The sequence below is a fragment of the Vibrio sp. Evd11 genome (assembly GCF_900382755.1).
In the GTDB taxonomy this organism is placed as follows: Bacteria; Pseudomonadota; Gammaproteobacteria; order Enterobacterales; family Vibrionaceae; genus Vibrio; species Vibrio lentus.
Map to the genome: position 1 here is coordinate 1 of NZ_OSDX01000010.1, position 12,481 is coordinate 12,481.

The 12,481-nt window shown below is 42.8% G+C and carries 11 protein-coding genes; 3 read left to right on the forward strand and 8 right to left on the reverse strand.

Translation table 11 applies throughout. The annotated features are described in order from the left end of the window. The first annotated feature begins 1,174 nt into the window (after nucleotides 1-1,174). Complete coding sequence (locus ED652_RS06410) at nucleotides 1,175-2,557, forward strand: hypothetical protein (RefSeq protein ID WP_122053911.1); 1,383 nt, start codon at nucleotides 1,175-1,177, stop codon at nucleotides 2,555-2,557. A gap of 171 nt (nucleotides 2,558-2,728) precedes the next feature. Here ED652_RS06410 and ED652_RS06415 read toward each other — a convergent pair whose 3' ends face one another. The 6 genes from ED652_RS06415 to ED652_RS06440 form a co-directional block, all read right to left on the reverse strand. Beyond that, nucleotides 2,729-4,177, reverse strand: a complete 1,449-nt coding sequence (locus tag ED652_RS06415; RefSeq protein ID WP_046225246.1) for an ATP-binding protein — start codon at nucleotides 4,175-4,177, stop codon at nucleotides 2,729-2,731. A gap of 20 nt (nucleotides 4,178-4,197) precedes the next feature. Next, complete coding sequence (locus ED652_RS06420) at nucleotides 4,198-5,055, reverse strand: DNA polymerase (protein WP_046225245.1); 858 nt, start codon at nucleotides 5,053-5,055, stop codon at nucleotides 4,198-4,200. 210 nt (nucleotides 5,056-5,265) lie between these two features. Beyond that, nucleotides 5,266-6,006 (reverse strand): hypothetical protein, encoded by a 741-nt coding sequence (locus ED652_RS06425; RefSeq protein ID WP_046225244.1) that lies wholly within the window; start codon nucleotides 6,004-6,006, stop codon nucleotides 5,266-5,268. Nucleotides 6,007-6,366: 360 nt separating this feature from the next. Next, nucleotides 6,367-7,572 carry a hypothetical protein gene (locus ED652_RS06435; RefSeq protein WP_017087736.1) on the reverse strand — a complete coding sequence of 402 codons (1,206 nt, stop codon included), beginning with the start codon at nucleotides 7,570-7,572 and terminating at the stop codon, nucleotides 6,367-6,369. Nucleotides 7,573-7,745: 173 nt separating this feature from the next. Beyond that, nucleotides 7,746-7,919 (reverse strand): hypothetical protein, encoded by a 174-nt coding sequence (locus ED652_RS23720; RefSeq protein ID WP_162929923.1) that lies wholly within the window; start codon nucleotides 7,917-7,919, stop codon nucleotides 7,746-7,748. A gap of 298 nt (nucleotides 7,920-8,217) precedes the next feature. Then, the gene (locus ED652_RS06440) at nucleotides 8,218-8,484 is read right to left on the reverse strand and encodes a hypothetical protein (RefSeq protein WP_122053913.1); all 267 of its coding nucleotides are present in this window, start codon (nucleotides 8,482-8,484) and stop codon (nucleotides 8,218-8,220) included. Nucleotides 8,485-8,718: 234 nt separating this feature from the next. Between ED652_RS06440 and ED652_RS06445 the strand changes: the two genes are divergently transcribed. Then, nucleotides 8,719-9,591, forward strand: a complete 873-nt coding sequence (locus ED652_RS06445) for a YafY family protein (RefSeq protein WP_122053915.1) — start codon at nucleotides 8,719-8,721, stop codon at nucleotides 9,589-9,591. 43 nt (nucleotides 9,592-9,634) lie between these two features. Here ED652_RS06445 and ED652_RS06450 read toward each other — a convergent pair whose 3' ends face one another. After that, complete coding sequence (locus tag ED652_RS06450; protein ID WP_122053917.1) at nucleotides 9,635-10,063, reverse strand: DUF2787 family protein; 429 nt, start codon at nucleotides 10,061-10,063, stop codon at nucleotides 9,635-9,637. 15 nt (nucleotides 10,064-10,078) lie between these two features. After that, the gene (locus ED652_RS06455) at nucleotides 10,079-10,561 is read right to left on the reverse strand and encodes a hypothetical protein (RefSeq protein WP_122053919.1); all 483 of its coding nucleotides are present in this window, start codon (nucleotides 10,559-10,561) and stop codon (nucleotides 10,079-10,081) included. Nucleotides 10,562-11,129: 568 nt separating this feature from the next. On the opposite strand from ED652_RS06455, the gene ED652_RS06465 reads away from it, so the two are divergent. Next, nucleotides 11,130-12,398: an O-acetylhomoserine aminocarboxypropyltransferase/cysteine synthase family protein gene (locus tag ED652_RS06465; protein ID WP_010434545.1), complete on the forward strand. Its 1,269-nt coding sequence runs from the start codon at nucleotides 11,130-11,132 to the stop codon at nucleotides 12,396-12,398. Nucleotides 12,399-12,481 lie beyond the last annotated feature (83 nt).

Consider the following 12,481-nt stretch of genomic DNA (forward strand, 5'->3'; position numbering starts at 1 on the left):
CTAAAATCCTAAGTCGCTGGGTCGGTCTCTCTAGACTGGCCCTGTAATCTCTCTCTAGTCCTTGTTCTACCTAACTTCTTCAGTAATTACTTTCCCTAAGTTTCGTTGACGGCGTCGTCGGTCCGGTCCTAGTCCGGTCTTTCTCCCTGATTTTAGGTCTATTGCCGTCGACGACGGGGCACCCACTCTAGATTTCCATCTGATTCCCTCAACCCATTAGCTAACCCAACTTCTCCCCCTAACGCATAGCAGATTCGTCCTAGAACCACTCCTAGCCTTGAGATTACCGATTCCAGTATGAATACCAGTCCAGTGATTAGCATTCGTTTCTTGCTCTGTGGTTCACTGCTGCTGACGACTAACCTAAATCACTTAAGAGATATCAGACCAATTACCACTGAGGGTAATTGGTCATCATTGTTCAACAGTCATCTGGTTCTAATCTTCGGTGCTGAGTCTCCTGACTGATCTCAGCTAGAACTCCATTTAGGTATCTCATTTATATCTATTATTAATTAACTTCAGCTAATGGACAGGATGTTGATTATATTTTTGTTGGTTTAGTCAGGAAGTTTTTCTGGGGTTCTGTTCTGGTGTTGAGTGGCATGTATCTAGCGAAGAATCGTGTCGTACAGATGAGAGAGGTTACTGATGGTTGATATCAGCCTGAGATAGATCTTCGGGTTCTGTGGTGATTAGGTGGAGTGTTTCACTGGCGCTAATGGAATCGTGCTTACAGGAAGTAATCGAAGACCGGATATGGAAAGGACTAGAAAAGATAAAGGCCCATGAATTTCTTCATGAGCCTTATCGGAATTTGGTGGCCCCTCCCAGATTTGAACTGGGGACCGAACGATTATGAGCCAAGCTTCAGCCCTGTAATCAACATAGTAACCCTGCCCCGAATCACTCCGAAATCCACCAGCAAAATCACATCACCTGATTATCCGCATGAATTCTCTGACGTCGACGACGGGGTTGATGAGGATGATGGGGGGAATTTAGTACGACGACGCCGACGAGGTTATGGGGTTAAACTTGGGTGGAAAGACAGGCCCCCTGAGAATCTTGACTTGCAACTCAAACTATCTGAGATATAGATGAGCAAGATGCAATTGACTATGCAACTAGGATAATTAAAACTACATCTAATATTAAATATAGGAGTTACCTTTTGGATCTATCTAACATATCAAAAGCGCTGGGCAAAAATAAGCCGTTTCTTGGCACTATTGATACTGAGCTTGGTGAGTTAGCAGTTTATCTGTTGCGTGTAAAAGGAATCAAAGCGTTATCAGACCAGACTGGCGATAAATCGATTGGTGATTTTTCAGCCGAGTCATATATTCAAATGCTTATCAGTGTATTGGCCCATCCAGTTGAAAAGGTACTAAATGATGAAGAGCCTGAAAAATCCACGCTGCCTCTAGAGCGGATTATGCTACTCGGTGAAAAAAGCTTAAATCAGTTCTCCAAGCTCTTTTTAGAACACCATGACTACCTCTATAGAGAAAAAATTTCAGAATCCAAAAAGAAGGAAGATGGAACCCCTGTTTGGTCACTGAGATATGGCGACACTATACATCCCCAAAATGAAGATGAGCAACCATATGAGTATTTATACCGCCTTCTTGTAATTGAAGATGGAGAACAACAAGAAAGAAGACGAGAAGTACTCGGTCAGTTTGCTTCCAAATCTCTTCTATCTTCCCACCTAAACTCTCAATTTGAAACTAGCACCGCAATAGGGGCTGCTCTCAGTGATAGAGTCAAATCTCTAACTACAGCAGCAAGTCTTGCCTCAGAAATCACTCAACCGATATCTGCTGCGATGGCAAGCATCCACCAACCTGCCTTAGATATATCTTCTATTGCACGAGCAAACCATATTCCAGACAGTATTTTAAATCCCTCAAATGTGCTAGAACCCAGTATATCTATCTCAAACAAAATGATGGAGATACAACATGAAGAAACAGCTAGAAAACACAAGCAAGAGCATCTAAATGAGCGTCAAGAGCAACATTTAGGTGCAATGGTCGAAAGCATGTCAGAGTCAGTAGAGTATATGCGTCGATTAGATGACAACCAAAGGCTCGCAACTGAAGAAAGTAAGCAAGCCAGCAAAGACTCTTCTGAATTTGCCATTCGCGGCATAAAGCTAAATAAGTGGGTTTTAGCCCTAACTGTTATCGGTCTTTTATCTTCAGCTTATGTTGACCATTCAGGGTCAGATACTGCAGAACAAGAAATACAGGTGGTAAAAGATGGGTTTTCAAAGCTATCCGAAAGCTTCGAGAATCTGGCAAATGCCGTAGAAGAAACTAACAGAAATGAACATATCACCGAAACTGCATTATCCTTACAAAAAGAAAATACAGAACTAAAGGCATTAATAGAGAAGCAATCCCAAAGAATTTCCGTCATTGAAAGCCAGCAGGCTGAACAGGTTAAGGCTCTTCAGGAACAGCTTAATGCTCTTCGTAGCGCAAATATGCATAAGCAAACTAGCACCTCAGAAACCGATACAAAACAAGAAGAGGCTAATACTCCTTAAATGAGAGCTATTTTAAGGCTTGCCGACCGCTTTCAGATTGAATTAATACTAGATACTTCAGTATGTAACCGTGACGTCGTCGACGTACATCACTAACCGTCAACGCCGCCACCAGAAAGCAAAAAAAAATCCGGTACCAGTGAGCAATGCCACCGATACCGGATGTGATAATTAAATTAATGGCTTATCTGAAACCATTATGTAACGCTCTGCATCTCGTCCAAACTTGAAGTAGATGCCATTGGCATTCAAGCTTGATTCTTGACCCTTAATCTTTGCTGACAACGCCGCTGCACCTTTAGGTAGATACATGCTTTCTTCAAACTCTTGAAGCTTATTCAGAAGCTCGGAAGGCTTGCCCTTCCACGGCTTACCTCCAGCTTTCTTAAGCAATGCCGTAAAAGCAATCGTTAGACTATCATCTGCCATACCCGATGCCATCAGCGACTCTACATTCTTCTCGTACACTTTTTGCAGCTTACCCTCTGGGATTTTCCAGATTGTTTCTAGCGCTCCTATCCATTTGGCATAGTCCATCATTCGCGCTTCATGCACCACCTCAACATCAGGTAATACCGCCAACGCTTTGGATGCAAGAGTCAGTAAGGCACCGAATATCTCTGGCATAGCTGCTTCTAACTCAGCTTTCAGCTCTTGTTCAGGACGTCGATTGCCTTTCTTCATCGGTTCCAAGTTGACTCGGAGGCAACGGGAAGCTAAGTCGGATTCTTTAACAAAATCATGAATACCGTTTAATACTAGTGGGCTATGTAGCTCTAGCATCGTCACTTCTGCTGTCTTGTACAGTGTTCGCTTCGTCATGGTTCCCTTGGTAGCTACGGTACAAAGCAAATCACTTTGACGCTTAGTTAAGCTTCTAAGGTTATCAATAACAACTAGCGACATGTCGTTAATGGTCAGAACAAAGTCACTTTGCTTAGGAAAAGCCATCGCTGAGACAGCGCTAGGATCTAACAAGCCACGAAGCACGTTATTACAGAAGAAGCTTTTTCCCGCCCCCTTCTCACCTTGGATCATCAGAATAGGATAAGGGACACCTTTTACCTTAGGATGCGCCATCAAGTAGGTCATATACGCTACTAGCAAAAGAAAGGTGTCCTGATCAGTGTTGATGAAACCTCTAAGCTTCTTCAGAGCTGATTTCATATCAACACAAGGTAGCTTTGGCGTCACCATTGGCAACTGAAAACTTGGTCTCTGAAAGTACAACTCTTCGTTGCTGGCTGGCATGCTATCCAACACATCAACACCTTGAGCGCTAAGTTGAGCAATCTGACCGTTCGAGAGATCAATGGTGACTGTTTCAGTTCCCGGAGCCATACCATATCGAATTTGAGGTTTAATCAACGGCTGCTCATGCTCCCATGCGATAGCTTTGACTTCCTCGAATGCATCTTTCACGTTTTTACCAACCAATCTTAGTTCTACTCGCTTAGCGAACTTACGCAGCATCTGCTCTCCCTGATCAGAAGCCAATGGGATAGCTTGCTTAGACTCTCCGGTATGCTCAATCAAATATGGTGTGCGTGACTCGTCCTGCTTAACTACGCTAGGGGTAAACTGTTCTAAGAACTCTGCGAATGCATTTTTATCAGCCATTGTAAAAATCTCCTTTAATACTATTTTTCTTGGGATGGCAGCATCATTTCGACTGCCACTTTTAAACGGAAACCATTTAGAACATCGGCGGCGGCGTCGGTGAGAGCCTGAGTTGCCGCATCCAATTGGTTTTGAAATTGTGCTTGTTCTAACCTCACCAAGAACGAATCGTGGTTGGTGAGTAGAAGTGGAATGTTGGCGTCATCAAGACGTAGACAGGCTCGACGCATAATGTCGGCACCTGTTGCTTGAATCTTCCAATTAGTTAGCGAGAGTTGCCCGTCCAAATCCGATATGGTGTATTTCCAATCTAAGGAACGAGCGAAGCCTTGATGCCGAATAACATCGGCAGATCTAGCGAGATAGTGGTCAATTGGGTAAATAAGACGAGATAGCTCATGAGACAGAGCTCTAACTCGACTCAACGCAATCCCCAGTTTTTCAGCGAGTGTCCGATAACCGATACCATATAGGCGTCCAATGAGCATTTGCTTACACTGGTCACGGCTAAATTGGCCGCCAACTAACTGAACGATATTTTTGTATATGTCCCCCTTTTGGTACCAATGCATGAGCACCTGACATTGCGCAAAATAAGCGGCAATCATGGGTTCTTGTTGCTGGTAATCTAAAAGAGCATAAACACTGCCTTTAGGTGGGCTCAGTACAGACTTCCAGTACTGCTTAGGGACTTGGTTCAGAGAAGAACCAAGCGTATGATCACGACCTGTTTTAGTATGAAAAGTCGAGACGACCGGACGATACCAATTCCCGGTAGAATCTGTGTTTAGTGCTTTAACAATGCCTTGATATTGCTTAGCTACGAATTGGCTTGTACCCGATTTTTTCTGTGAGTACGAACCAATTCGCTTAAGCATTGCAGCACGATTTACTCTAATCGCTTCTCTAGTCTTTAGATGCTCTATATGTCGCGTAATGCGACGTTGAACATCCAAAGGTGGCAAGCTCGAAACAGATTTAACCTCTTGAGCGATATGGTCAGGTAGGTAACCTTGCGCTGAGTGAACAAGTAACTGTTTATTTAGCGCATAGGTATGTGGTCCGAGACCATAACGTGCTATTACAATTCATGCTGCCATATCGTCGAAGTCCAAGTCATCAAGGTCAATCTCATCTTCAATTTCGACTTCCTCCAATTCTTCTAACGGCTCTGGGTCGTCCGAGAAAATTCCATCTTCGGAAGGATCTCTCACTCTTTCAGCGTCGGTGTCGTCATTACTCACTTGCTTTTGTTCAGTATCACCGTCAACGACGTCAACAAACTCACCTTTATTTTCTAACAACGCTTGAGCTACAGGATGTTCTAGGGAATCGATGTGATACTCTCCACCAAACGTTTCATCAAAAGCTTTCGCTACAAGAGACATATCAACATCAAATGGGGCGATATCATGCTCAACCGAGTAACTATAGACACCAGCCTCTTTGTTACGTTTTACTGAGATAACCTTCCCCTCAGCACTCGCCTTCACCGCGTCTAGCTTGCTGCGGTTCCAAGAATTTGATGGATTGCTACTCAATAGAACTAGGCGAATCTCGTTTTTTGTCGTTTGCAGAACATGAAGTACCTTTTGAGATACTTCTTTTTTTGGTAAGGACTGCGCAATGTCGGCATCTACATAATATATATACTTATATCCTGTCTCGTCATCGTATCGCTCAATCGTTAGCATTTTTTGTACTTCAGACTTTGTCATAAATGGAACACCATCTGACGGCATCATGTTTGACAATGCGTTACTAGGAATCTGCGCTTTGAAGTTAGCTACTTTTTCAGCCTGTGCATTTAGTTTTTCAAATAGATTCATTTCATCTCTCCTAAGTTATCAATAGAAATTGATGCGATTTAATTCAGCATCGCAATGGGCAGCCATTCAGCTACCCATTAAGTTGCAAAATCAATATTCAAAAGTCGTAGAGCGTTACTTTCCAAATTGTTAAAGAGCATCGAGAAGGCGTTCCGTCTCGTTGGTTTGCATTAAACAGCAATGTTGTGGCGTTGAATTTCCAAAGTGCTCGAAATAGCTAAATTTATCGTTTGGACTTTCTTTCCTAACCACGAAATACATTTAACCAGCTCCCCCACGAAGATAATTTCCAAAGTGCTTGTAAAAGCTACAGGCATAAAAAAAGAGAAGCTTTCGCTTCTCTTTTTTATCTGGTTCACGCTACTTTGACTGTTGTGACTTTTCGTAGGCATTCCTACTTTTACTGAACAAGCTATCTGATATATAAGCAAATGGTCCATCATACTTCTTCCACTTACTAAACTCTGAGTTGAGTTGCTTCTGTCTTCTGGCATAGCATTCATCATCAGACTCAACTACACCATCCTTGCCCACTTTCCTACTCACTTTATCCAGATAAAAGAAACTATCATTTTTTGCAATTTCTTCTGCTGCTTTATTGGCAGACACTGCATTAACCTTTAACCATGAATATAGCCACGCTTTAATAAATAACCAGCGATACGTTGCTCTGATATCGCTAGCTTTGTAACCACCATGCATTCTCGTATACATAAAAGTAGCAGGACTCGAAAGCTTAGCCTTACTACGCCCTTTCTGCTTTTTCTCGATATCTAAAGATTTCATTGAGAGCTCATGCATCAAAATTAGGTCAATGTACCGTTTCGTGTCTATTGCGATCGACACCTCTCTCCCTGATTTCTCATACTCAAACAATCTCCATTCATTCAAAACTTGCTCTATGTATTCCTCTAATCCTTGCTTGTAAAGCAAATACAAAGAAGTTGATAACAACGCAAACTTTTGGTTTTGAGGAAAGTCGACTAGCTCTTTACGGTTTAAGTAAGGCTTATTTGCAAACTCCATCAACTCCTCTACTACCGCCGATACCTGCGTAATCATTCCTTCTAGTATTTCAATACTGAGTGATGCTTTCCGCTTACTTAACTTCGCTCTGATTTCTTCAATGATCCATTTATCCCAGACCTGAAAAAGCTTATCTACAAGCCCCTCTAAATAGTCATTGACAGTCATAGGCGCTGATGACGTTGGAAGTCTTATTTCAAGTCGATCCATAACTTCGATAATGGACAACGCAGTCGTATTAAAAAAATAATTTTGGTGTAAATGCTGATACAGAGGAGTTTTAATTTTATCTAAGAACTCTTCTTCATAACTCTGTACATCACCTTTTTCAAACTTACTCAAAGCCAACGGACAATAAGCTTCATTACATCCTGGAAAATATGAAAAACCTAGTGTTTTTATGTGGAAATCTAGATGCTCATAGCTAGGTCGTTCTGACGTCTTTAACTGAATAAATTCGGGGTGAGATGATGCAATAAACATTTCAAAATTTATTAAATCAGGATCTTCTGGGGCAATACCGAAAGCTTTTCTGGCCAAAATTGCTATCTCTATAACATGAACATACCGAGTTTCTCATCCTATCTCAGTGATTGTTATGATATCCAGTCAATAGCATTATTATTGTCGTCGTCGACTTAATTCAGACGCCGTCAGCGTCAACGCGCAGCAAAAAAAGCAGAGGTTATCCCCCTGCACACCTAGTTTGCCCGTCAATCATCTATAACCTCGTCGGCGACGACACCAATTACGAAACCAGCTAGACCACCGATAAATACCCCATATGGACCATACCTAGCACCAATAGCAGCACCGACTTGAGCGCCACGGATACCAGTGTTCTTCTTTGATTGGGATGATGATTGTGAGAATGTTTTACTTTGCATACTTCCCTTCCTCTTTATATAGATATGAAAAAAGGCCATGCTCGATGAAGAACATGACCTTTTAGATTTTTACCAATACAGCTTTAGTGAGAGTGACCGCACACCTGACAACTACCATCATCATAAGCACGTTCACCACATGCAGGACAGGTTGTAACTAGTGTTGTAATTGATTTAATCGCCATGTAAAGGCTCCTTCTGTTGGTTGATTAGGGTGTTGCGAAGCTCATTGATACCTCAGCCTAGAGAGTTCCAATTTCGAAACTGAGATATCGTGAGCCAAGCTCCGCAACAAAATTTATTGTGCTTTACCTTTCTGGGTATCTGGGCCGCATTTCGCCGTATCAATGACATGACCATTCATGGTTCCACAGACATCCGCTTTCCATTGCACGATGACACCGTAAGACGCTGTATTCTGAATACCTGCCTTGCCATTCCATTGTGGCTCTAGTAGCTCTTTCATTTTCGAGATATCGCCCGGATTCCCTCCGAACGTGCCACCTGCGAATACTGAAGATGCGAAAAGCGAAGTTAAACCTAGCAGGATGATTGATGTTTTCATTTTTGTTTTTCCTTGAAGATTGCATGCCCTCTTTCTAAGAAGGCATCTGTTGATTAGTTTGAAGGTGTGGACTGACAGGTGGTGTCAGTTGGTAAAATTAATTTGAGGAATAACGGCAGGGCTTAGGTTTCGTGGGCTATGAAACCTATAACAAAATCGGTCACTTACTCATGACTATCGGGAAATAATGATGACTGACACTACCTGTCAGCGAATCAGTACATCATTGGTGATATGAATAAGAGTGAGAAGTTAGCCTACCGATTGAGTCAGATACTTTCCCGATTACATTCAGGAGAGAAACTGAGCCTTATCGACTTACAGCAGGAATTTGGAGTACATGAACGAACTGTACTTCGAGATTTCAGTCGACTGGCATTTCTACCTATCGAAAGAGAGGATGGATATTACTTCTTAAAGCAATTAGATCATCGTAATCCTAAAGCTCTTTTAACTCTGAACTCACTATCGAGTATGGGAGTAGATAAGTTGTTTCCAGATAGAGCAGTCATGACTCAGGCACTAAGCCATAAGACACAATCTATTCTTTTCCGTCATTTACCTATCGAAGATTCCAGTCGCTTTCAGACAACATTACGTGTCATTGCGAACGCTATTCATCAGCGAAACACTCTAACCTTAACGTGTCAGCGTCGTCGTTATCATCGGATTGAGCCTTACCAACTCATTAACGAGCATGGAATTTGGCATTTAGTTTCAATGCTTAGAGACCAATCATATTCGTTTCGAGTGGCAGAGATTACAGAGTTAGTTCAACACGATGATATTTACACTCCCTCACCTAGCTTCAACGAGAAACTAATCAGAGAAGAATTACACTGGAATACTCAGGGTATTGTAGAGGTCATCGCACAGGTAGGTTCTAGTCGAATTGATGATTACCAGAGGTCAGAACAACCTATGGCAATTCAAGTGCTGAAAGAGTTGGGTTATGGCTCGACACTTATAAGCATTGAGACATCAGATATTCACGCATTAATGCCAGTCCTCAAATCTTGGCTGCCTGATATCGATGTAATTTCTCCATCATGGGTAAAACAAGCCTTGGTTAGAGATATTGAAGCCTATCTAGCGACTTGTTCATGAGTAGGTTTATCGACGGCGTCGTCATTACGTCGACGACGACACCCTAATCTATCGAAACTTCTATCTCATCGAAGCAGTCCATTCCGACGTAGCTTAGGAAATTGGTTTCCCACATCGAATAGAACTCAGCGACACTGGATTCAATAATGGGAACTTCACCCATGTAACGGATGTAAGCCACACCATGACCAAAATCAAAGTCGATTTCTTTCTCAAGCTCAGGCATCAACCCACAGTAACTAAAGTCAGTGATGTAATCGAAAGTCCACTGGTCATTGAGTCTAGTGATACGGATTTCAGCAGGGTGAAAACCATCGCCCTCAGAGCTATAGCTCGAATCTCGAAAATTTATGGTTACAGCATGGGTTGACGGGGTTAGTTTCTGAGAGCGATCAATAACCATGTTAATTACATCTAGAAGGTCGGTACTAATTGGTAGCACTAGACGCTCTTTATCGAAGACTAAATTCATAATGAGATCCTTCTGTTATTTTTTCTTGGTAGGTTTGATGTGATTAACGAGATCGAGAAGCTCCTTTTTCCTATCTTGATATTTCTCTGAAACGACATGTAGGTAAATAGATGACTCAGCTTTAACGGCTAAACCTAGGCCACGAACGATAGCGGCACAGAAGCCCTGATTGTTAGCGGAACCAGAAGAATAGAGGGATTTGTAGACCTGACTTTTCCATGATTTACCACCCTGAGATTCGATAACCTCGAATAACTTAGAACATGGAATCCATTGTTTTGAATGTAATCCGGCACCACCACTTTGTCCGGAGATTCGGAAATAGAGCTGTTTATCCTCACTGTTTTGAGCAATCTCGTAGAGAACTTTCCCTTGAGATTTTGAACCTAGTTTATCTGCTTCACCTGATTTGAGGATGTTCGAAAATGGATTGTGTTTTGACGTGGCTTTAGATCCATCAGCTTCTGCATTAGCTGTACTGCCTTTAGATTGGTTCATAGAAACTTTCCTTTATTTATTGAACTAGAAAGAAGAACCTCACCGTTACGAATCGGTAAAAGTTATTCTAATTCAATAATATAAATTCATTTCGAGACTTATTACGCCTAGAGACTTCTTCCTGTCTTTTCCTGTCCGGTTCCTGTCTTTCCACTCAACTTTACCCCCATAACCGCGTCGGCGTCGTCGTACTAAACTCCCCCCATAACCTCGTCGTCGACGTCAGTAAACTCATGCGGGTAATCAGGTGATGTGATTTTGCTGGTGGATTTCGGAGTGATTCGTGGCAGGGTTACTATGTTGAATACAGGGCTGCAGCTTGGCTCATAATCGTTCGGTCCCCAGTTCAAATCTGGGAGGGGCCACCAAATTAGAAAAGCCAGAACAGTTCACGCTGCTCTGGCTTTTTGCTTTTCTAGATCTGCACACTCACGCAGTATTCCCTACAAATAACGAATCGCCCCGCACACAGTTCCAATTGCTTCTCTGTGACTAAGCTTACTTTTCTTTTATAAAAAAGGCGGCAATATGAACGTATATAAATTGTTCAATAGTTCAGGGAAGAAACATGAAAGACGAAACACTCTCGATTCACTTCGGCTACGAAACCGATCCAACAACCAAATCAGTTGCGACTCCTATTTATCAAACCGTTGCTTATGAATTCGATGATGCACAACACGGCGCCGACCTGTTTAACCTTGCGGTGCCGGGTAATATCTACACTCGCATAATGAACCCAACCAACGATGTGTTGGAAAAACGCATGGCAGCCTTAGAAGGCGGGATTGCAGGCTTAGTCGTGAGTGCGGGCAGCGCGGCGATCAACTATGCCATTCAAACGCTGGCCCAGATCGGTGACAACATTGTCTCTACACCTCAGCTTTACGGTGGTACTTACACCCTATTTGCTCACATGCTACCAAACCAAGGCATAGAGGTTCGCTTTGCCAAAGACGACAAGCCTGAAAGCTTGGCTGCACTGATCGATGAAAAAACCAAGGCGGTTTACTGTGAAAGTATTGGTAACCCAGCAGGTAATATCATCGACTTAGAACGTGTTGCAGAACTTGCTCATGCACAGGGTGTACCGGTGATTGTTGATAACACAGTAGCGACTCCAGTGCTGTGTAAGCCTATCGATTTTGGTGCCGATATCGTGGTGCACTCGCTAACAAAATACGTTGGTGGGCACGGAACAACATTGGGTGGCGTGATTGTCGACTCAGGTAAATTCCCATGGGCAGAGCACAAAGATCGCTTCCCAGTATTTAATCAGCCAGAACCTTCTTACCACGGTGTGGTTTATACCGAGGCTTTTGGCGAAGCCGCGTTTATTGGTCGTGCTCGAACGGTTCCACTGCGTAATACAGGCGCAGCATTGTCACCCATGAATGCTTTTATGCTAATGCAAGGTTTGGAGACCTTATCGTTACGCATGGAGCGACACACAGAGAACGCACTAAAAGTAGCAGAGTACCTTCAGCAACATGAGAAAGTGAGTTGGGTGAGCTACGCTGGTTTACCCACGTCTGAGTTCTACCCGTTGGCTGAGAAATACATGCAAGGTAAGCCATCGGCCATTTTATCTTTTGGCTTGAAAGATGGTTATGAAGCAGGTGTTCGTTTCTATGATGCGCTACAAATCTTCAAGCGCTTGGTGAACATCGGTGATGCTAAGTCCCTCGCTTGTCACCCTGCTTCTACGACACACCGCCAATTGAGCGAAGCGGAACAAAAACAAGCGGGTGTATCACCAGAGATGATCCGCCTCTCAGTAGGCATTGAGCACATTGACGATATCTTGGCTGACCTAGAACAAGCACTTAGCGCTTAATGACGCTACAGTTAGCTCTAACACTGATAGTTAACTAACAGACACAAAAAAGCCCATCACAGGATGGGCTTCTTATTATCTAA

Excerpts from the sequence above, each read along its gene's own strand:
- ED652_RS06415 (WP_046225246.1), bottom strand. The coding sequence starts at position 4,177 with ATGGCTGATAAAAATGCATTCGCAGAGTTCTTAGAACAGTTTACCCCT.
- ED652_RS06455 (WP_122053919.1), bottom strand. The coding sequence starts at position 10,561 with ATGAACCAATCTAAAGGCAGTACAGCTAATGCAGAAGCTGATGGATCT.
- ED652_RS06420 (WP_046225245.1), bottom strand. The coding sequence starts at position 5,055 with ATGCTTAAGCGAATTGGTTCGTACTCACAGAAAAAATCGGGTACAAGC.
- ED652_RS23720 (WP_162929923.1), bottom strand. The coding sequence starts at position 7,919 with ATGCAAAGTAAAACATTCTCACAATCATCATCCCAATCAAAGAAGAAC.
- ED652_RS06440 (WP_122053913.1), bottom strand. The coding sequence starts at position 8,484 with ATGAAAACATCAATCATCCTGCTAGGTTTAACTTCGCTTTTCGCATCT.
- ED652_RS06445 (WP_122053915.1), top strand. The coding sequence starts at position 8,719 with ATGAATAAGAGTGAGAAGTTAGCCTACCGATTGAGTCAGATACTTTCC.
- ED652_RS06465 (WP_010434545.1), top strand. The coding sequence starts at position 11,130 with ATGAAAGACGAAACACTCTCGATTCACTTCGGCTACGAAACCGATCCA.
- ED652_RS06425 (WP_046225244.1), bottom strand. The coding sequence starts at position 6,006 with ATGAATCTATTTGAAAAACTAAATGCACAGGCTGAAAAAGTAGCTAAC.
- ED652_RS06450 (WP_122053917.1), bottom strand. The coding sequence starts at position 10,063 with ATGAATTTAGTCTTCGATAAAGAGCGTCTAGTGCTACCAATTAGTACC.